General features: G+C 47.9%; 18 protein-coding genes and 1 other annotated feature. All 18 genes read left to right on the top strand.

Translation table 11 applies throughout. The features are described from left to right. Positions 1 to 2: 2 nt before the first annotated feature. The 18 genes from ccsA to MHI38_RS09965 all read left to right on the top strand — a co-directional run bounded on the left by ccsA (position 3) and on the right by MHI38_RS09965 (position 21,564). A complete protein-coding gene (gene ccsA / locus MHI38_RS10050; RefSeq protein WP_373323281.1) occupies positions 3 to 830 on the top strand; it encodes a cytochrome c biogenesis protein CcsA in 828 nt (275 codons plus the stop codon). Between the two features lie 5 nt (positions 831 to 835). Beyond that, positions 836 to 1,486, top strand: coding sequence for a precorrin-2 dehydrogenase/sirohydrochlorin ferrochelatase family protein (locus MHI38_RS10045; protein ID WP_341181224.1), 651 nt, complete (start codon positions 836 to 838; stop codon positions 1,484 to 1,486). Between the two features lie 2 nt (positions 1,487 to 1,488). Next, on the top strand, positions 1,489 to 2,439 hold the full coding sequence (gene hemC / locus MHI38_RS10040; RefSeq protein WP_154890971.1) for a hydroxymethylbilane synthase: 951 nt from the start codon (positions 1,489 to 1,491) through the stop codon (positions 2,437 to 2,439). Between the two features lie 4 nt (positions 2,440 to 2,443). After that, the gene (gene cobA, locus MHI38_RS10035; protein WP_341181223.1) at positions 2,444 to 4,003 is read left to right on the top strand and encodes a uroporphyrinogen-III C-methyltransferase; all 1,560 of its coding nucleotides are present in this window, start codon (positions 2,444 to 2,446) and stop codon (positions 4,001 to 4,003) included. Positions 4,004 to 4,103: 100 nt separating this feature from the next. After that, positions 4,104 to 5,105, top strand: coding sequence for a porphobilinogen synthase (gene hemB / locus MHI38_RS10030; RefSeq protein WP_090919123.1), 1,002 nt, complete (start codon positions 4,104 to 4,106; stop codon positions 5,103 to 5,105). A gap of 382 nt (positions 5,106 to 5,487) precedes the next feature. Beyond that, positions 5,488 to 6,792, top strand: coding sequence for a glutamate-1-semialdehyde 2,1-aminomutase (gene hemL / locus MHI38_RS10025; protein WP_154890970.1), 1,305 nt, complete (start codon positions 5,488 to 5,490; stop codon positions 6,790 to 6,792). Continuing rightward, the gene (locus MHI38_RS10020) at positions 6,789 to 7,709 is read left to right on the top strand and encodes an RluA family pseudouridine synthase (RefSeq protein WP_154890969.1); all 921 of its coding nucleotides are present in this window, start codon (positions 6,789 to 6,791) and stop codon (positions 7,707 to 7,709) included. Before hemL ends, MHI38_RS10020 begins: the two co-directional genes overlap by 4 nt. 193 nt (positions 7,710 to 7,902) lie before the next feature. Continuing rightward, positions 7,903 to 9,465, top strand: coding sequence for a LysM peptidoglycan-binding domain-containing protein (locus MHI38_RS10015; protein ID WP_154890968.1), 1,563 nt, complete (start codon positions 7,903 to 7,905; stop codon positions 9,463 to 9,465). A gap of 166 nt (positions 9,466 to 9,631) precedes the next feature. Next, positions 9,632 to 9,916: a binding site (T-box leader), on the top strand. A gap of 59 nt (positions 9,917 to 9,975) precedes the next feature. Next, complete coding sequence (locus MHI38_RS10010) at positions 9,976 to 12,639, top strand: valine--tRNA ligase (RefSeq protein ID WP_154890967.1); 2,664 nt, start codon at positions 9,976 to 9,978, stop codon at positions 12,637 to 12,639. An 88-nt stretch (positions 12,640 to 12,727) separates the two neighbouring features. Further along, positions 12,728 to 14,104, top strand: coding sequence for a bifunctional folylpolyglutamate synthase/dihydrofolate synthase (locus tag MHI38_RS10005; protein ID WP_090919739.1), 1,377 nt, complete (start codon positions 12,728 to 12,730; stop codon positions 14,102 to 14,104). Positions 14,105 to 14,160: 56 nt separating this feature from the next. Next, positions 14,161 to 15,480: a UDP-N-acetylmuramate--L-alanine ligase gene (gene murC, locus MHI38_RS10000; RefSeq protein WP_244159299.1), complete on the top strand. Its 1,320-nt coding sequence runs from the start codon at positions 14,161 to 14,163 to the stop codon at positions 15,478 to 15,480. A 274-nt stretch (positions 15,481 to 15,754) separates the two neighbouring features. Beyond that, positions 15,755 to 16,936: an SPOR domain-containing protein gene (locus tag MHI38_RS09995; protein ID WP_154890966.1), complete on the top strand. Its 1,182-nt coding sequence runs from the start codon at positions 15,755 to 15,757 to the stop codon at positions 16,934 to 16,936. A gap of 146 nt (positions 16,937 to 17,082) precedes the next feature. After that, a complete protein-coding gene (locus MHI38_RS09990) occupies positions 17,083 to 17,325 on the top strand; it encodes a DUF4321 domain-containing protein (RefSeq protein WP_154960646.1) in 243 nt (80 codons plus the stop codon). A gap of 89 nt (positions 17,326 to 17,414) precedes the next feature. Further along, entirely contained in the window at positions 17,415 to 18,029 is a 615-nt protein-coding gene (locus tag MHI38_RS09985) for a Maf family protein (protein WP_123064555.1), read from the top strand. 31 nt (positions 18,030 to 18,060) lie between these two features. After that, complete coding sequence (radC, locus tag MHI38_RS09980) at positions 18,061 to 18,750, top strand: RadC family protein (RefSeq protein ID WP_154890965.1); 690 nt, start codon at positions 18,061 to 18,063, stop codon at positions 18,748 to 18,750. A gap of 193 nt (positions 18,751 to 18,943) precedes the next feature. Continuing rightward, positions 18,944 to 19,978 (top strand): rod shape-determining protein, encoded by a 1,035-nt coding sequence (locus MHI38_RS09975; protein WP_090919103.1) that lies wholly within the window; start codon positions 18,944 to 18,946, stop codon positions 19,976 to 19,978. A 180-nt stretch (positions 19,979 to 20,158) separates the two neighbouring features. After that, positions 20,159 to 21,031: a rod shape-determining protein MreC gene (mreC, locus tag MHI38_RS09970; protein WP_090919101.1), complete on the top strand. Its 873-nt coding sequence runs from the start codon at positions 20,159 to 20,161 to the stop codon at positions 21,029 to 21,031. Continuing rightward, on the top strand, positions 21,031 to 21,564 hold the full coding sequence (locus MHI38_RS09965; protein ID WP_090919098.1) for a rod shape-determining protein MreD: 534 nt from the start codon (positions 21,031 to 21,033) through the stop codon (positions 21,562 to 21,564). The genes mreC and MHI38_RS09965 overlap by 1 nt, the downstream gene beginning before the upstream one ends. The last annotated feature ends 24 nt before the right edge of the window (positions 21,565 to 21,588 follow it).

Raw genomic sequence — 21,588 nt, 5'->3', positions numbered from 1 at the left:
ACTTGACCCTTGCTGAACAAGTCTATGAAGCTTTAATTTATATGTATGCCCTGAGCCTACTGTTCTATTTCTCGGACTGCATTCGACGCAATGCGGGGGCGAAGCGGACAGGCACAGGGTTTCTTGTTGTTGTTTGGGGACTGCAAGTGACCCATGTTATCATGCGAATGTGGGCTGAAGGTCACTTCCCGATCTATACTACATTTGATTTTTTGTTTATTTTTTCGTTCAGCATTGTGCTGATGTCATTGATTATGACCCGGGTTCAACGCTCAGAGTTTGTTATCCTGCTACTCAATATCGTTGGATTCTCGGTAACGGTTTTGAACCGGTTGTGGTTTACAGCGGGCGAAATCTCGTTGCACAACTGGCAGACGGTTCACGGTTTGTTAATTATGCACATTACACTGGCTAATCTGGGCTTTGCAGCTTTAACGGTTGCTTCGGTCTTTGCGTTGTTGTACCTGTTCTTGCACCATAAGTTGAAAAACAAAAAATGGAATGATACGGTACGGCGTTTACCCAGCTTGGAGGTCATTGGAAAATATATGGATGGTGCCACATTGATTGGTACTCCGCTTCTGGGAGTATCCGTTGTACTGGCTGTATTGTCCATCGTTGCGGAACGACGGTGGCATCTGTTGCTTGATCTGAAGGTGATTGCGACGGGTCTCGCGATTGCCATCTATGTTGGTTATTTCGTAGTCAAGAGAAGAAAGCAATTTTCGATGATGATCATGTCCAGATGGACATTGATTGGATATGCACTTGTCATCATGAGCTTTTTATCCAATGCGTATTCGGCGTTTCATCGCTGGACGGGAGAGTGAAGGATATGGAACACTACACGCCGATTTATGTAAATACTTCAGACAAATCTGTTCTCGTGATCGGTGGAGGACGTGTTGCTGAGCGTAAAGTAAGAGGATTGTTGCAGACTGAGGCCCGAATTACGGTCGTCAGCCCTCTGCTTACGCCCACTCTCGAACAATTGCATCAGGAATCCCGAATCGAATGGATAGCCCGGTCCTACCGCAATGGAGATTTGCGGGGGGCCTTTCTCGTATATGCAGCAACGGACGATCCTCATGTTAATCAAGCAGTAGTTCAAGAAGCTGAAGCTGGGGCAATACTGGTGAACGATGCGATGTCTTCCGGTAATAGCAGTTTTATTACGCCGAGTGTGGTTAGACGAGGGCGGTTAAGCATTGCCATCTCGACTGCCGGTGCAGGACCTGCCGCGGCGGCCGAGATTCGTGCTTTGCTTGAACAACAGTTTGGAGATGAATACGAGACGTATCTTGATTTTTTACATCAGATGAGAATGGAGATTAAATCTCGCGGGCTGCCTCCAACTGTAAGAAGTACGCTACTGCGCCGTCTAACGGAAATGAACATTTTGGATACGATACGAACGGGTCAGTTTGAGTGGTGGAGCGAAGAAAAAATCGGGAACTGGATATCCCGTAATCAGGAGGAAATGTAGATATGCGGACAATTAAAGTGGGCAGCAGACAAAGCGCTCTGGCACTAACCCAGACCGGCTATGTGATTCAGGACTTACGCAATATTTGTGAGCGGGAAGGTTTAGCTTTTGACTTTGAGGTACATAAGATCGTGACAAAGGGAGATCTCATTCTGGATGTGACTTTGTCCAAAGTAGGTGGTAAAGGTTTGTTTGTTAAAGAGATTGAACAGGCAATGCTTGATCACACCATCGATATGGCCGTGCACAGTATGAAGGACATGCCTTCCGAGCTTCCTGAAGGGCTTGTTAACGGTGCCGTTCCCCGTCGAGCTGATCCTCGGGATGCGTTAGTCTCTCGCGGCGGACTTACGCTGGATCAACTGCCAGAGGGTGCCCGGGTTGGAACAAGCAGTCTGCGGAGATCAAGTCAGTTGAAGGCGTACCGACCTGATCTTCAGCTGGAATCGATTCGTGGCAATATCGACTCACGTCTGCGGAAGCTTGAAACCGAAGGCCTGGACGCCATTATTTTGGCAGCAGCAGGCTTGTATCGGATGGGCTGGGAGGATCGAATTACCGAATATTTGTCTGAGGAAGCCTGCCTTCCTGCTGTAGGCCAAGGAGCTCTTGGCATTGAGTGCCGTGAGGATGACGAGGAGCTACTACATTTGCTCAACCTCTATAACGATCCAGCAACAGCTGCGCCGGTCATGGCAGAGCGTCGTTTCCTGAGTGTGTTAAACGGAGGGTGTCAGGTGCCGATTGGCGCACATGCGGTGTGGATGCCAGGAGATGATTCCCTGAACAGTGAAAACAAGTTACAATTAACGGGAATGGTTGGGATGCCGGATGGCAGGCTGATTTTGAAAGAAACATTGAGCGGCAAAGATCCGGTTCGCCTGGGAGAAGAAGTGGCTTGGAAGTTAATTGATCGCGGGGCTGAACAGATACTGGCAGAAGTTAGGGGATGAAGGCATGGCGGGGAAAGTCTTTTTGGTAGGTGCGGGTCCTGGGGATGCAAGGCTGATTACGGTAAAAGGTTGGGAAAGCATAGGCAAGGCTGACGCCGTGGTTTATGATCGACTCGCGAGTCCGCGATTGTTGAAACTGATGAAACCCGGTGCGGTCAAAATTTATGTGGGGAAACGACCGGATCGACATACGATGAAACAGGAAGAGATTAACCAGCTACTTGTGGATTTGGCGCTTGAAGGCAAAGTGGTCGTGCGTTTGAAAGGCGGAGATCCGACCATATTCGGACGGGTAGGGGAAGAGGCAGAGTTGCTGCACAAAAACGGTATTCCGTTTGAGATTGTACCTGGAGTAACCGCAGCCATCAGCGTGCCGGCATATGCGGGTATTCCGGTGACGCACCGGGATTATGCTTCCTCCATCTCGATCATTACCGGACATGAAAGCCCGGACAAGCTGGATCGCAGTATTCAATGGGATAAAGTAACCAACGCTACGGGCACACTGGTGTTTATGATGGGGGTTGCCAAGATCGGCTATATTAGCGAACAGCTCATTCGTCATGGCCGTCCGGCTAGCACACCTGTGGCGCTTGTACGTTGGGGAACTCGGGCAGAACAGGATACCATCACGGGTACGCTGGAAGATATCGAAGCCAAAGTCATTGCGGCGAATTTTCAGCCACCAGCTGTCATCGTTGTTGGAGATGTGGTCAACCAGCGGGAGCAATTGAAATGGGCAGAGGTGCTGCCGCTGTTTGGCAAACGAATTCTGGTTACCCGTGCTCGCAGTCAGGCGAGTGAACTGGTGAATCGCATTGAAGAACTCGGTGGTGAACCCTATGAGTTCCCAGTCATTGAGACGGTTATGCCGTCCAGCGAATCCTCCAAACAAAGTGTCAAAGATGCACTACATGCGTTAAATACGTTTGATTGGGTCTTTTTCACAAGTGTCAATGGCGTGGAGTTTTTCTTCCGTCATCTGGAAAACGAAGGTAAGGACATTCGCTCGCTTCATCAGGCGAGAATTGCAGCAGTAGGACCATCTACGGCAGAAGCACTGCGCAAGCACGGTATTGCACCCGAAGTTGTCAAAGGGCCTTTTCAGGCAGAAGGCATGCTCGAAGCATTTGAAAGTGAGTTGAAGGCAGGCCAGAACGTGCTGATTCCACACGGTGATCTCGCACGGTCGTGGTTGCCGGAGCAATTGTCAGCATGCGGACTGCACGTTACCGAGGCGATCATCTATGACACCATTCTTGCAGGTGAGGATGATGATGAATTACTTAAGCTTCTTGAAGAGGGCGGTATTCATGCAGTGACCTTTACAAGCTCATCCACCGTGAAAAACTTCATGAAGATGCTGAAACGAATGGGTGTGGAAGATCCGTTGCCGTTGCTGAAGGGAGTAGAGGTTGCTTGTATTGGTCCGGTTACCGCGAAGACTGCGGAGGCTGCCGGACTGGAGGTTACTCTTATGGCGAAAGAAGCGACAATGACTAGCTTGATCGATGTTTTGTGTGAGTGGAAACGTGCTGGCAGTGTCGGTATTGTCAACAATTAAGTTGGACTAGCTTCGGCTGAACATATGAAGCGTGCTGAATTCGAGAAGAACCAGCGCGCTTCCCTTTTTACAAAATGAAATTCTAGGAGGTAAAAGATAGATGGGTTTTCCAATCGTACGTCATCGCCGTTTACGTCAATCGGCAGGTATTCGCAACATGGTAAGAGAGACACACTTGACTGTGGATGATTTTATTCAACCGATCTATGTCACATACGGTGAAAATGTAAAGTCCGAGATTAAATCGATGCCGGGTGTATTCCGTTTCTCGCTGGACCGTCTGCAGGAAGAAGTCACGGAAATCGCAGAGCTTGGCATTCCGGCTGTACTGCTGTTCGGGATTCCGGAAACAAAAGACAGTGTAGGTTCATCTGGTTTTGCAGAGGATGGCATTGTGCAGGAAGCGACGAGATTGATCAAATCCTGGTACCCCGAATTGCTGGTGATTGCAGACACTTGTCTATGTGAATTCACCGATCATGGTCACTGCGGAATGGTGCACACTACGGAGATTGATGGACATATCTGCGGCGATGTTCTGAATGACGAGTCCTTGGAACTGCTGGTGAAAACGGCCGTATCGCAAGCGAAGGCAGGCGCAGATATTATCGCACCGTCTAATATGATGGATGGATTTGTACAGGCTATTCGTGCAGGGCTGGATGAGAATGGATTTAATCATATTCCGATTATGTCTTATTCCGTCAAATACGCTTCAGCATTTTATGGCCCGTTCCGTGAAGCAGCAGATTCCACACCGCAATTCGGAGACCGGAAATCCTATCAGATGGACCCGGCGAATGCTCGAGAAGCGTTGCGCGAAGCGGAAACGGATGTGCTGGAGGGAGCGGACATGCTGATGGTGAAACCATCACTTTCCTATCTCGATATTATGCGTACCATCAAGGATCAGTTTGATCTTCCGCTCGTTGCTTATAATGTAAGCGGGGAGTATGCAATGGTGAAGGCGGCCGCAATTCAAGGATGGATTGATGAGAAAAAGGTGGCCATGGAAATCTTGCTCAGCATGAAACGTGCCGGGGCAGATATGATTATTACGTATTACGCCAAAGATGCATCAAGATGGCTGGCTGAAAAGTAAACCAATGACTACCAACGAGTAACCATATATGTTCTTTATCTATGCCAATAAAACCCATAGGCCTTGCTTTTTTAAGAGAGTGGTGCGGCAGACTATATAAGTTGAACAGATCATTTACACTGAAACGGAGAGGACAGAAAAAACCTGGAAAAGCGGAGCTGAAAGCTTTCTGAAAGAAAGCTACTTCGGAAGCATTGGCTCAGTCTTTATCACCGGATTTTCCCCTTATGAAAAATAAAATCAAAAAATCTGGGGATAACAGCGATTGTAAGGTTATTCTGTCATCGGAGTGTCTGTGTAAACATCTTTAGTTCAACTTATCTAGTCATTAAATGCATCAGTCTCTCTGCAAGCGAGGCCTTTACAATAAGGAGGATGTTCATTGACTGCACAACAAGGCAATCGTCGCAATGATGAGCGCTCACGCAGCGCATTTGAGGAAGCCAAGCAGTACATACCTGGAGGAGTGAATAGTCCGGTTCGGGCATTCAAATCTGTCGGACTCACACCGATCTATGTCGAACGCGGTGAGGGCTCCAAAATCTACGATATTGATGGCAATGTGTTCATTGATTACGTAGGTTCATGGGGCCCGCTGATTATGGGACATGCTCATCCTGAAGTTGTGGAAGCACTCCGGGAGACAGCTCTTAAGGGCACAAGTTTCGGTGCACCAACCCTGCTTGAGACAGAGATGGCAAAGCTGGTGTGCGAGCGTGTGCCTTCCATCGATATCGTGCGCATGGTGAATTCCGGTACGGAAGCAACGATGAGTGCCATTCGATTGGCGCGCGGGTCAACGGGACGTAGTAAAATTTTGAAATTTGAAGGTTCCTACCATGGCCATGCCGACAGTTTGCTGATCAAAGCTGGATCAGGGGTAGCCACCCTTGGACTGCCGGACAGTCCTGGAGTGCCCGAAGGTGTGGCCGTGAATACAATTACGGTTCCTTACAATGATTTGCAGTCCGTGCGTCTTGCCTTTGAACGATACGGAGAAGAAATTGCGGGTGTAATCGTGGAGCCAGTTGCTGGCAATATGGGTGTCGTACCTCCAGCTGCCGGTTTTCTGGAAGGATTGCGTAGTGTGACTACGGAGTATGGAAGCCTGCTCATCTTTGATGAGGTGATGACGGGTTTCCGTGTAGGACTTCACTGTGCACAAGGTCGTTTTGGCGTTACACCGGATTTAACGTGTCTGGGTAAAGTTATCGGCGGCGGTCTTCCTGTAGGAGCATATGGCGGTCGCCGGGATCTGATGGAACAGATTGCGCCGACAGGCCCAATCTATCAGGCGGGTACACTAAGTGGTAATCCGCTGGCTATGGCTGCAGGTTATACGACGTTGAAACTTTTGACACCGGAAGTTTATGATCGTTTGGAGATGTTGTCTGCACGTTTGCAGGCTGGATTCGAGAAAAATGCAACAGAAGCAGGTGTGGCGGTAACAATTAACCGTGTCGGTTCAATGGTGTGCCCATTCTTCAGTGCTGTACCGGTAACGAATTATGATATTGCCAAAGAAAGCAACCTGGATCAGTTCCGCCGTTATTTTGCAGCGATGATTGATCAAGGCGTTAGCGTGGCGCCGTCCCAGTATGAAGGGATGTTTGTGTCCGGTGTGCATACGGAGCAGGATATCGAGGATACCATTGAGGCCAACCGTAAGGCTTTGCAGTCGCTATGAGTATAAAAAGCTGGAAACGTCGCGGTCAATGGCTTGAGCTGATGCCAGGCAAGGCGGTGACTGGAAAAGAGGACAGACAAGCTGCTGCTGAACAGTGGCTCCTGTCTGAACTCAAGTTCCCGGAGAAGTTGCTGCGTCAGCTCAAGGCAACCCAGGGAGTACAGCTAGCAGGGGACCGGCTTCGGCTGGCCCTTTTTGCTGTGCAACCGCTGGGTGTGGAGACACGCTGGGCTGATCTGGATGTATTGTATGAGGATGATTTCTGTCTCGTCGTGCACAAACCGGCCGGTATGAAGCTTCATCCGGATGGAAGTCGTGAAGAACAGGTCGTTACGCTGGATCATGCGGTAGCTTCGTATTATGAGATCAATGGGATCGAGACCAGTGTACGTCATGTTCATCGTCTGGATGAAGATACGACCGGTCCTGTTTTATATGCCAAAAATGCTTTTGCGCTCGCGAAACTGGATGAAGCGATGCGTCTCAAAGCAATTGATCGTCAGTATGTTGCTATCACAGGCGGACAAGTACCCAGTGATCTCCGCAAGATTGATGCGCCGATTGGTAAGGACAGGCACCACAAGCAACGCAGACGTGTCTCCGAAGGAGGCCAGGATGCAATTACTCATGTGGACATCGTGCATGTATGGGAGAGGGCAACGCTGGTACGTCTGAAGCTGGAAACAGGGCGTACACATCAGATTCGCGTGCATCTCAGCTATGCTGGCTACCCTCTTGTCGGTGACAAACTGTACGGGGGGCGTTCGGACATCATAGGCAGGCAGGCATTGCATGGCGAAGTGCTGAGCTTTAACCATCCTTTAACCGGAGCCTTAATTGAAGTACAAGACCCCTGGCCAGCGGATTTTGAACAATTGGCAGCGAGGGAGAGTCATAGCGTAGAAGGACAGACCTGATTTACTGGGTCTGTTTTTTTGTTTTTGGCTTTCTAAGGTGTTTAAAAAGTGTAGCAAACAGAACGGGCTTTTTTAACAAAGGTGGCATGCCCACCCTAGTTCAGGCATATAGATGGGTAACGAAGGATTGGACCATGGATCAGTCCCATGAGAAGGATCATGGTGAACATATGCCGAAAGGAGGACGCCACCTTTGTTGAATCAACCATACGGTTTGCGGTTCGATATTTATGAGCGCGTTCATTTGTCTGAGGGAGTGCCTGCCATTGAGGAATTGGAGGAAATTGAACTCTATCCGCGTATTCAGGTGATTGGACAGGACGACCATGCTACCTTGAGGGGGCATCTGCTACTTACAGGAACATACCGGGGGGAGAGCGAGGATTCGGAGGAATTAAAGCATTTTATTCCAGTCGAAATTACCGTGCCATTGAACCGGGTTAGATCCATTGATGATATTTCAATCGAGATTGAAAATTTCGATGTAGACCTGTTATCTAGCCGAAGTCTGAACATTACAGGTGTATTGTCCCTGCGAGGGATTGAAGGTTTCCCGGTAGAAGAGCCACAAGTGTGGTCGGCAGATGAATTCACGGTTGTTCATTCCCCCGAGGCTCAGCCTGACAGCAGAGAGAACGAATTGAGTCAGACAGAGCAGTCCGAGCTGTTGGAGCTGTCGGAACAAGCCGGGTTGCGTAACGAAGAGCAAGAGCTGGCGAATGCGGCTGAGCTTGTTGCATATGGTTCTCCGGAATCTGCTGATTTGTTGCCAAGAATAGAACAGCAATCAGGGTATGAAGAACTATCGCAAGCCTACTGGAACCAGTCATCTGCCGAGCCACTACCATCTGATGTTGCTTCAACGGATGAATCGGATGAAAATAGATTGCCTGATTCAGATGAGGGGATTGTACCATCACAGGCATCACATGAAATGCATGAAGTCCCTTCTCCAATCTCGTCATTCATGGCTGAAACGGCTGACAGACTAGCTTCTTATCCTGAAGCGGAGCCATTGCTTCCGATAGAAGATGAAGCCTCAGCATGGTCTGAACCTTCGGTAAATAGTGTATCCGAAAATTCAGGATTATGGAGTTCAGAGGCTTCTGAGCAGGCGCGTTCTGAAGCAGCATGGAAACCTCTTGAAGAAACTACGCCTGAGGTATGGCACTTTGAAGAAGCGCGGTCAGGTGGTTCGCAAGGAGAGCAGTTCATTTCGAATGCTGTGGCACAGCCGCAGACAGAGAACTGGCAAGATGTATTTGCTGGATCTGAACCGGCTCAGCCCGAAGAAGATCGGCCTTCACTGGAAGTGGCAGAGGAAGCCTCGCTGTTACAGAATGAGGAATTCCTCCCTGAGGCAATAGCTGAGGCGGAAGACAAGCCAGAGCTTAAGGTTGCTTTTGGTAGCAAGAAAGAATCGTCACGAAGAGAAGAAGAAGGCGTGGGCATTTCTTCTCTGTTATCATCCGGCCGGGCCGTCCGTGAAGTTGAGGGTGAACGCAGTGAGGAGGTTTCAGATGGAGTTGTTTCGGAAGAGGATCGTCAGGCAGAAGATGTAGAATGGAAAAATCTGTTCCTGGGTACGATTGTGGATCAGACGCCATTCCGCAAAGTCAAGCTGTGCATCGTACAGCGCGAAGAAACACTCGATGCCATTGCAGACAGATATCAGCTTAGCACCAGGGAGCTTCAGTTATATAATCGATTAACTGAACAGGTTGTTGAAGAAGGACAGATTCTATATATTCCTTAGTCTCCCGGTTCAGGATACCGTATCCTATAAAACAGCCCGTAATTCCTCATAGGAATTGCGGGTTGTACCTGTTTTTGAACATTTTGGTTGTCTAATAACCTCGTTCCGCTGTTGTCAGGTTGACTATCACGCACGAGCAAGGTATGATGTGTTTAGGATTTTTTGAATAATGACGTGGATCGGGAGTAGTAGACAGTATGACCTTTCAGAGAGTGGGATCGATGCGCTGTGAGATTCCGCAGGAACCAACTGATCGAAGTCGCCCGGGAGTTGCCTGTTTGAGTACTGGAGGTGGATGTAATACATTCATTAACCTCGGAGGTAGGATAGGCCGGTCGCAGCCGTTATCTGCTTGAAGTGTCACGCCGTCCGATTGAGAGCATGAACCATGATCTCTGTTATCAGCGTGAAACAAAGGTGGTACCGCGAAAGCTAACCTTTCGTCCTTTGATGGATGAAAGGTTTTTTTGTTTTTTTAGCGATGAAGATGACGTAACGGAGGAATGAAACATGTCTGAACAAAAAAAAGCAACAACTGAAATGCCGACGACTTACGACCCGAAGGCGGCAGAAGATAAATGGTACTCCACCTGGACGGAGCGCGGGTATTTCCAAGCGGGTAAACGCAAGGATGCCGAGCCATATACCATTGTAATTCCACCACCGAACGTAACAGGTATGCTTCACATCGGTCATGCACTTGACTTTACCCTACAGGATATCCTTATTCGTACAAAACGGATGCAGGGATATGACGCACTTTGGTTGCCAGGTTCTGACCACGCAGGTATTGCGACCCAGACGAAAGTGGAACAGAAGCTGCGTGAAGATGGATTAACGCGTTATGATCTGGGACGTGAGAAGTTTCTGGAGAAAGTCTGGGATTGGAAAGACCAGTACGCTACAACCATTCGTCAGCAATGGGGCAAAATGGGTCTGTCTCTCGACTACTCCCGTGAACGTTTTACGCTGGATGAAGGTCTATCCAAAGCGGTGCGTAAAGTATTTGTGCAGTTATATGAGAAAGGACTTATTTATCGCGGTAAACGTATCATTAACTGGGATCCGGTGAATCGTACGGCGCTCTCGGATATTGAGGTTGAATATAAGGAAGTTCAGGGTCATCTCTATCATCTGCGTTATCCGCTCAAAGACGGGAGTGGTCACATTACTGTGGCAACGACACGTCCAGAAACGATGCTGGGTGATTCTGCTGTTGCCGTTCATCCTAAAGATGAACGTTATGCAGACATGATCGGTAAAACACTCGTATTGCCTATCATCGGTCGTGAGATTCCAGTCATTGCGGATGACTACGTAGACAAAGAGTTCGGTAGCGGTGCAGTGAAAATCACACCTGCGCATGATCCGAATGACTTTGAAGTAGGTTTACGTCATGACTTGCCTCAAATTACCGTTATGGATGAAAGTGGAACAATGAATGCGGAAGCTGGCAAATATCAGGGGCTGGATCGTAGCGAATGCCGCAAACAGATCGTGGCTGATCTGAAAGAACAAGGTGTCCTGATTAATATTGAAGATCATATGCACCAGGTTGGACACAGTGAGCGCACCGGAGCAGTAGTGGAGCCTTACTTGTCCACACAATGGTTCGTAGAGATGAAACCACTCGCGGAGAGAGCAATCAAAAAGCAGCAAAGCGGCGAAGGGGTTAACTTTGTTCCCGATCGTTTTGAGAAAACGTATCTGAACTGGATTGAAAACGTTCGTGACTGGTGTATTTCCCGTCAACTGTGGTGGGGACATCGTATTCCTGCTTGGTACGACGAAGAAACAGGTGAAGTGATTGTATCCGCAGAAGATCCAACAACATTGCCTGAATATGCAGGGCGCAAGCTGAAACAGGATGAGGACGTTCTGGATACGTGGTTTAGCTCGGCACTATGGCCGTTCTCTACATTGGGCTGGCCTGAAAATACAGATGATCTGAAGCGTTATTATCCAACAAATGTACTCGTTACAGGTTATGACATCATTTATTTCTGGGTGGCGCGTATGATCTTCACTGCCCTGGAATTTACGGATGAAATTCCGTTCAAGGATGTACTGATGCACGGTCTTGTACGTGACGCTGATGGACGTAAGATGTCCAAGTCTCTTGGGAACGGTGTAGACCCGCTGGATGTTATCGAGAAGTACGGTGCAGATGCGATGCGTTACATGATCTCGACCAGCAGTACTCCGGGACAGGATTTGCGTTTCCGCTGGGAGCGGGTCGAGCAGGCTCGTAACTTCGCCAACAAAATCTGGAATGCTTCCCGCTTTGCGTTGATGAATCTGGAAGGTTTCACTTATGAAGATCGTGACATCAGCGGTGAGCTCGGAACAGCGGATTATTGGATTTTGCACCGCCTCAACGAAACTTCCCGAGATATTACGCGTCTAATCGATGCGTATGAGTTTGGGGAAACAGGGCGTGTATTGTACAACTTTATCTGGGATGATCTGTGTGACTGGTACATCGAATTCGCCAAGCTGTCATTCTACGGAGAAGATCCGGTTGCGAAAAAGAAAACACAATCGGTGCTGGCCTACGTGCTGGATCAGACCATGCGCCTGATTCATCCGTTTATGCCATACATCTCTGAAGAGATCTGGCAACATCTGCCTCATGAGGGAGAGACCATTACACTTGCTTCCTGGCCAGTATACGACCCTGCGCTGGAGAATCCGGGAGCTGTTGCGGAGATGAACTTGCTGATGGATACCATTCGTGCTGTTCGGAACATCCGTGCCGAAGTGAATGTGCCGATGAGCAAAAAGATCGAATTAATGGTCAAAGCGAACAGTGAGGAAGCATCTAGTATTATCGAACGCAACAGTCATTACATCAAACGCTTCTGTAATACATCCGAATTCGAGAGCGGATTGGATCTGAGTTCACCAGACAAAGCCATGACAGCGATCATCACGGGAGCGGAATTGTACTTGCCGCTCGCAGGTCTGATTGATATTGAGCAGGAAGTAGCTCGTCTGGAGAAAGAACTTCAGAACCTTGAAGGTGAAGTACTCCGTGTGGAGAAAAAACTGGCGAATGAGGGATTCGTAGCGAAGGCTCCTGCTAAAGTTATCGAGGAAGAACGCGCCAAACAAGCGGATTATTCGGATAAACGGGATAAAGTCATCGCACGAATCAAAGAGCTCAAAGGTTAATATCAAAAAGGGTCGGATGGAACGCTTTTGGCGCCATCCGGCTGCTTTTTTCAATCTTCAATCAAACAGGGAACTGAAGGTGAATCAGATGACGGAATTAAACGGGACAGATAAAGCTACTCCTTTACAGACGTATGACGAGGCCGTGGATTGGATCAATGGCCTTATTCCTTTTGGTATCAGGCCTGGGCTTGAACGTATTGAAAGCCTGATGTCACAGCTTGGCAATCCGCACCAACGGCTCAAATTCATTCATGTCGCGGGAACGAACGGTAAAGGTTCGACTTGCGCTTTTTTGACGTCAGTACTGCTTCAAGCGGGATATGACGTTGGAACGTTTACATCACCTTATATCACCAAATTTACAAACCGTTTTCAATATAACGGTGAAGACATCCCAGAAGAGACATTGTTAAAGCTGTCGAATCGTTTGCTTCCTCTCGTAAAAGAAATGGCGTCAACACCGCTCGGATCACCGACGATGTTTGAAGTATCGACGGCACTGGCACTGCTATATTACGCGGAAGAGTGTTACCCCGATATTGTAGTATGGGAGACTGGGCTTGGGGGAAGGATGGACGTAACGAATATTGTTACTCCCGTTGTGTCCGTCATCACCAATATCGGTATGGATCATACGGATATCCTTGGAGATACCGTTGAGCAGATTGCACATGAAAAGGCGGGCATCATTAAGCCGGGTGTACCCGTTGTAACCTGTGCCGTACAACCTGAAGCCGTAAAGGTCATTCAGGAGAGAGCGAAGCGATTGCGATCAACGGTGTACTTGGCTGGGGACCAATTTTCATACCAAAGGCTTGAAAGTAGCAAGGATGGACAAACGCTTCAGTTCTCCGGTCCATTCCGTGATCTGAATATTCACATTCGTATGCAAGGTGTATATCAATGTGATAATGCTGTTGCTGCATTAATGTCTCTTGAATTACTAAGACAATATATGGCATTTATGCTGGATGAAGACGATATTAAACTTGGTTTTGAGAATGCCTTCTGGGCGGGAAGATTTGAGAAAGTCAGTGACAATCCACTGATTGTACTCGATGGAGCGCATAATCCTGAAGGGGCAGAATCGCTTGCCAAGAGCATTATCGACGGTTATCCTCAAAAAAAGTTAATTTTGATGATGGGTATGCTGGCGAATAAGCATCACGAAGCATATTTGCAGCATATACTGCCACTAGTGGATACGCTGATCCTGACCGAGCCAGATTTCCGCCGTAAAATGGCTGCAACCGAATTGTTGCAGATTGTCGAACGGGTACGACCCGCCATTGCGAAGCAGGAACTGGATATCATCGTCGAGCCGAACTGGGCAAAGGCACTTGATCTATTGAAGTCACGGACGGAAGCGGAGGATCTGGGGGTGGTTTCCGGCACGCTTTATCTGATTGCGGACGTGCGGGCGGCCCTTTTGCATCAAACCGATTCTGAAAAAGGTTGGTGAAAGTTTTGTTAAACACATCGGAACATGTTCATTTTATAGGGATTGGCGGTTATGGCATGAGTGCCATCGCCCGGGTTATGCTGGAGATGGGATATACCGTTACCGGATCGGATGTCGCTTCACAGGAGTTGACAGAGAAGTTGGCAGCCAAAGGGGCGAAAATATATATTGGACATACCGCGGAGCATGTGAACGGAGCGGATCTTGTCGTTTATTCTACAGCAGCTCCTGCGGATAATGTGGAACGTGTAGCTGCGGAGCAGCTAAACATACCTATCCTTCATCGCGCTCAAATGCTGGCACGTTTGTTAAACGAGCGCAAAGGCGTGGCCGTTGCAGGTGCGCATGGCAAAACGACAACTTCTTCCATGATCGCACTGGTTATGGAGCAATGTGAAATAGATCCTACCTATATTATAGGTGGAGAAATCATGAATTTGGGAACCAATGCCAAAGCAGGTCAAGGCGAGTGGGTTGTCGCGGAAGCGGACGAGAGCGATGGCTCTTTTTTACAGTACCATCCTTGGCTTGGCATCGTAACGAACATTGAAGCTGACCATCTAGAGAATTATAACAGTGACTTCGAGGAACTAAAGAAAGCTTATGTACAGTTCCTCAGTCAGATTCGTCCAGAGGGCACAGCCATTGTATGCGCTGATGATGAAAATGTGCAGGCTATTTTGCCGCATCTCAAGTCTCGCATTACAACTTACGGCATCGAGCAGGTTGCTGATTACACAGCAACAGATATCGTTCTCGGGGATCGCCGTATCTCGTTCACCATGAATCATCGAGGTACAGCGATGGGAACAGTGGAGTTGTCAGTACCTGGTAAACACAACGTCTACAATGCGATGGCTACGGTTATTACTTGTCTTGAAGCAGGCATTCCGTTTGAGAAGATTACAGCAGCTATCGTGCAATTCCATGGGGCGAAACGCAGATTTCAGGTGTTGGGTGAGGCGCGTGATATGCTCATTATTGACGATTACGCTCACCACCCTACAGAAATTGAAGCTACAATCAGTGCGGCGAAAGCGACAGGTAAACGGATTATTGCTGTATTTCAGCCGCAGCGTTATACAAGGACATTTTTCCTGCTGGATGCGTTCAGCCGGGCTTTTGCCGAGGCGGATGAGGTGCTGATTACCGATATCTATTCTCCTGCCGGTGAAAAGCAGATTGAAGGTGTCCACTCCGCAAGACTCGTTGAACTGATCGTGCAGAACAGCAATGCATCAGCAAGATACCTGCCGACCAAAGAGGAAGTTGTGGCTGATCTAGAGCCGCGGCTACAGCCAGGAGATCTTGTGCTTACGATGGGCGCAGGGGATATTTGGAAAGTGGGCGATATACTCGCCAAAGGTTTGAAATAATTTTGTGATTTCAAAATGATGCAAGTTGAACTTAGGGATCAACAAATTGGGGAACAATCGCTACTATTCTTGTGATTTCTCATCGGAGTATATGTTCCATGGACCTTTTGATCAACGGGTACCGTACTTAAAACGTCTGTCTTCTTCATGGAGCCAGGCGTTTTTGGCTTGGGATTCATATGATTAGAAAGTCTGAAGATTTAATCATTCCGTGGAATGTTATCCTCCATCTCAACATATAGATGATATAAATGGGACAAAGGAGAGGGTACGGGTGAGCAACGCCAGAATGACGTTTCGCTTCGGAGATCAGGAGTCGGACAAGCTGGAAAAGCAGGGGATGACGGCATCCAGTACACTGGTCACAATGAACGAAAATTTGCCTAATACAGTACAGTCGTTGCCGAAGCCTGAACCAGACACAAACAACACCTCTGGTTCATCAATGGCAGTAGAGGACATGCCTATGGATTGGGGAGGGACGATTCTGGCAGATGCTTCCCGTTCACCCCATACAAACTACGCCTCAGATCGGAATATGCAGGATGATAAATATGAATTTGATTCGGAAAGAAGTCAAGATCTGGATCAGGGCCATAACTGGATGGTTGAATCGGAGAACTATTCATATAAACGAAATCGTCCTCCCAGAGGCTGGAAGATGATCGGCTCTGTTTCAGGGGCATTAGTAACCGGAGCTCTGTTCGGTATGGTTATTTTGTCCCTTTTTAACAAGGAGAACGTGGTAAAACCGGATGAAATGCTACCTGTGAATCAGAGTGTTTCTACTGTGTCAGGTCAGGACGGAGTTGCTGGAACTGCAGGGCAACTTGAAGTATCATCTGCAGGTGGTACATACTATGCCCTGCAATACGGGGTATTCAGTTCCCCGGAACGAGCGGAGCAAGCGAAGCTTGAACTCACCCAAACGGGCTTGGCTGCGAGTTCGGACCCTGAAGATGGCAATCGCGTATATGCCGGCATCTCAGCGGATCGTGAGGAGGCCAAGCTCCTCAGTACCAGACTAAAGTCTCAGGGAGTGGAATTATATGTCAAAGAGATCGTCAATCCGGCGGTGGATCCGGCGATCTTTGGTAATAAGCAGGAGGACGTTGCTCTTTTCTTCAAAAACAGCTCCGCGCTTGTCGATCAGTTATCAACACTCTCGATCCAGCAATTGGGTCAGTCAGTACAAGCAGCCATTTCACCAGAGATGATGGAAGCACTACAGACGCAGCATCAAACGTGGTTGACCGGCATAAAAAGCCTTGCGCCTGGAATGGCGGTAGACGTTCAACCGGTTGTGACCAGCATGGAGAAATCGATGAACAGTGCGATAACAGCCATTGCAGAGTATAATAAAAATCCGGACGCTGTTCACATGTGGGCGGTACAGTCAGATTTGATGGAGTATGTGCTCCAACAGAAAAAGTGGCTTGAGTCTATAAAGCAATAAAGCTCCTATTCCCATAACAACGCCTCAAAACTCCTATCCGGCAAGGAACTGGAAATAGTTCCCCCTGCCGGATTTGTGTTTGTATTGACGTACAAAACCCCGTATAATAATGTGGGTGTCAAAAAATGGCGAGGGAAGATTAACCGATGAAAAAAAACTTCGGCGTGTTATTATTGTTTCTGCTGCTTGGCTGGATGGCCGGAGCGTGGATCGCCAAGGCACTGCAGCCTGTTAAAGCTGTAGCCTTTTTAACCAAGGTCACGACGATTCGCTGGTCGCCCCAGGCTGATCTCGATATTTTCAGATATGACCTTTCATTTCAATTTCAAATGAGCCTCCTGAGTCTGATTGGTATTATTGCGGCTGTGTGGCTGTATCGAAGACTGTAGGAGAATGACGAATGTTGACCAAAAAAATAAACTAGTGACATCTATTATTGTGATTCGGACAGGTGTTGCCGTAGTATAAGGAGCCGTTAATGTCGAATAACACAGAACAGCGCCCGATTATTCTGGCCTCCACATCGCCGCGGCGCAAGGAACTGATCGCGTCACTCCATTTAGCGTTTGAAGTTATACCGAGTTATGCCGATGAGAATACACCATCAGACTGGACCCCAGAACAGACCGTGCAAGAATTGGCTCTTCGCAAGGCGCTTGCTGTGTATCGTGGACTGGAAGGTAGCAGTAAGGATGCCATTATCGTCGGCAGTGATACCGTTGTTGTGCTTGACAATGAGATTCTGGGCAAGCCTGTGGATGAGTCTGATGCTGAGCAGATGTTGTCACGTCTGCAAGGACGGGAACATCGTGTGTTTACGGGTGTTGCTTGTATCGATGCAGCTACCGGACATTCGGTGGTGCATTATCGTCAGACGGATGTAACGATGAAGGAACTGTCTGAAGCTACGATTCGTGCGTACGTGAAGACGGGAGAACCTTCAGACAAAGCAGGGTCATATGCTATTCAAGGCATTGGCGCTTCACTGATCGACCGCATTGAAGGATGTTATTTTAATGTGGTAGGCTTGCCACTATCTCTGCTCAGTGACATGCTGGAGGGATTTGGCGTGTACGTGTTGCCACAAACATAATCAAAACGGATGCTGTGAAAAGAGGGAACGTATGGAGTCGCCTCAATACATGATGCGCGACATCCCCCAGGAAGATCGCCCGAGAGAACGCATGATGGAATATGGGGCGGGCGCCTTGAGTCATACCGAATTGCTTGCTATATTACTTCGAACAGGAACGAGAAAGGAATCCGCCATGCATATGGCACAGCGGATACTGAATCAAGCAGGTGGCATCCGTTCGTTGATGGATCTGAGCCTTGAAGAGATGACAGCTATGAAGGGCATTGGACAAGCCAAAGCGGTTCAGCTTAAAGCAGGTATTGAACTGGGCCATCGGATTGCCAAGAGTCGGCTTGCTCCATCGACATCGATCCGTACACCGCGTGATGCTGCGGATATTCTAATGGAACAACTGCGTTATTTGCAGAAAGAACATTTTGTGTGTCTTTTTTTGAATAGCAAAAATCATATCATAGCTCAGGAAACACTCTCCATGGGCAGCCTGAATGCTTCAATTGTACATCCGCGTGAAGTATTTCGTGCCGCCATCAAATGTAGCAGTGCCTCAATTGTGTGCGCACATAACCATCCCAGCGGTGATCCAACGCCTAGTCCGGAAGATATTCAGATAACCAAAAGACTGATTGAAGCCGGCGCAATCGTGGGCATTGACGTTCTGGACCACCTTGTTATTGGTGATGGAACATACGTAAGTTTGAAGGAGAAGGGCTTGGTATAATATAATGGTTGGCGTTGATGTTTTCCTATGAATGATAACGGACGTGTCCGTCAAAGATAGGTTCACTTTACTTTGCAGATTCAGATTCAAAATACTACATGCGAATATTAGCTCCACGGTTTCGTGGGAATGAAAGTTATGCTCTTGTAATGAAACAGGAGCAGCAATATGAGGCAGAAAAGGAGAATACGTCATGTTTGGTGGTTTTACGAAAGATTTGGGTATTGATTTGGGGACAGCGAATACGCTGGTTTATGTACGTGGAAAAGGAATTGTGGTGCGCGAGCCTTCGGTTGTCGCACTGCGTACGGATACAAAAAGTATCGAGGCTGTGGGTGAGTCCGCTAAAAAAATGATTGGACGTACACCTGGCAATATCCGCGCTATTCGTCCAATGAAAGATGGCGTAATTGCTGACTTCGATACTACTGCAACGATGATCAAATACTTTATTCGTCAGGCACAGAAGCAACGCTCTATGTTTCAGCGTCATCCTAACGTGATGGTATGTGTACCATCCGGAATTACGGCCGTGGAACAACGTGCAGTTGAAGATGCGACCAAACAGGCAGGAGCACGTGAGGCTTACACGATCGAAGAACCATTTGCAGCCGCTATTGGTGCAGATCTGCCCGTATGGGAACCGACAGGCAGTATGGTCGTTGATATTGGTGGCGGTACAACTGAAGTGGCAGTCATTTCTCTAGGTGGTATCGTAACCAGCCGTTCGGTGCGTGTAGCAGGTGACGAGATGGATGAATCCGTGATTCAGTACATCAAACGCCAATACAATCTGATGATCGGTGAACGTACATCCGAACAGTTGAAGATGGATATCGGTTCAGCTATGCCGCTGGAACAAGTGGAAACGATGGAAATTCGCGGACGTGATCTGGTAACAGGTCTGCCGAAGACGATTACCATTACTTCTGATGAGATCAGCGAAGCTCTGGCAGACACCGTGAATGCTATTGTTGAAGCGGTAAAAGTAACACTTGAGAAGTGCCCTCCTGAGCTTGCAGCAGACATTATGGATCGGGGAATTGTCCTGACAGGCGGCGGAGCTCTGCTTCGCAATCTGGATAAGCTGCTGGCTGGAGAGACAGGAATGCCTGTCATTGTTGCGGAGAATCCGCTAGATTGCGTAGCGATCGGCACAGGTAAAGCACTGGAAAATATTCATATGTTCAAGAGCAGAAGCAGTTCAGCAGTTCGTTCCAAGCGTTAATGGATTGCTTGCCGTCTGATCCTTGATTGGGCGGCAACACTTCAATGTAGAGTACCCGGATATCCCGGGAGAGCTATAACCCGCTTAACAGGGGAGGATCGATTGATATTCTCGCAGGGACTTCAGGTCTGATATCTCCCCGCCGGGCTGGGCTCGGAAGAGAATAATGGATGTTAGAGGGTGTTGGAACTGTTTAAACTGCTTGGCAACAAAAGACTTTTTGTTTTGCTGGTGGGCCTTGTTACATTTATCGCGCTGATGGGCTTTACGCTTAGTCCGCGAGCCAATTTATCCTGGCCGGAGAAATTCCTCAAGGATTCAGTTGGATTTGTACAATACGTATTTTACAAGCCCGCTTCTTATGTAGCGGGCTTTTTCAAAGATGTAGCGAACATGCGTGCGGTATACGAGGAAAATGAAGAGCTTCGCATCGCGATGGGACACTATACGCGTGACCGATTGAAATACAATGACTTAGAGCAAAAAAACAAGCAACTCGAGCAAGCGCTCAATTTTACAAAAGAACAACAGAATCGATACAACTATGGTTCTCGAATTGCCCAAGTAATAAGTGCCAATTCCGATCCAAACAGTAGAACGATTAACATAGACATCGGGGAGAATGCAGGCATCAAACCAGGTATGGCTGTTACATCACAGGAAGGTTTGGTTGGGGTGATCAGCCATGTCAGTTCGTATACATCAACGGTGAACTTGCTAACTTCAATGGATGCTAATGACCCAACATCGAATGCGATTGCGGCTACGGCTGTAGGCAAAGAGAAAGTGTTTGGTATGATCGAGAGTTATGATCCGAAGAGCGGTATGTTAAAGATGACCAAGATTGCAGAGGATTCCAATATCGCAAAAGGTGATGAAATTATCTCATCTGGTATCATCAACAATTTTCCAAAGTACATGCGTATTGGAGAAGTGAAAAGCGTCGAGAAGAGCGAATACGGTTTAACACAGACGGCTACAATTAAACCCTATGCCAACTTCCTCGATTGGAAAGAACTGATTGTGATCATTCCGCCTGAGGTTAAACAATAATGGTTACGCGCAAACAGGTTCTGTTTCTGTTACTGTTCATTCTGTTCATTGCTGAAGATACGATTCTGCCGCAGATCATTCCTTCAGCCTGGCAAATGCGTATATCAGCCAACCTGGTTTATATCGTTATTTTATTTTTTGCTGTGTATTATCACAGGCATACAGCCCTTGTGCTCGGCATATTATTTGGACTCTTGCATGATGTCGTCTTCTACGGGGAGATGATTGGCCCTTACGGATTCTCCATGGGATTATCTGCTTATATGATGGGACTTATATTTCAAGCACCGCGTGCACCGATGCCCATCATGGTTTCAGTTGTCCTGCTTGGAAGTTTGCTGAATGATACGATGTTATTTTTCTTATACAAGCTCTTCCAGCTCAATCATGTGACCTTTGACTGGGCACTGATTGAATACATGATCCCTAATCTGTTTGTTCACTTTGTGTTTACCCTGATCATTTATGTGCCTCTACGCAAACAGCTGGAGAAGATCGGCACACCTAAAAGTAAAGCAGATGAAGCTTCCTGATGACATTTATGGAGCGAGAAGCAG

This window comes from Paenibacillus sp. FSL K6-1558, assembly GCF_038002565.1.
In the GTDB taxonomy this organism is placed as follows: domain Bacteria; phylum Bacillota; class Bacilli; order Paenibacillales; family Paenibacillaceae; genus Paenibacillus; species Paenibacillus polysaccharolyticus.
The sequence above is the reverse complement of the archived record's forward strand: the minus strand, read 5'-3'. Positions and strand labels throughout refer to the sequence as shown.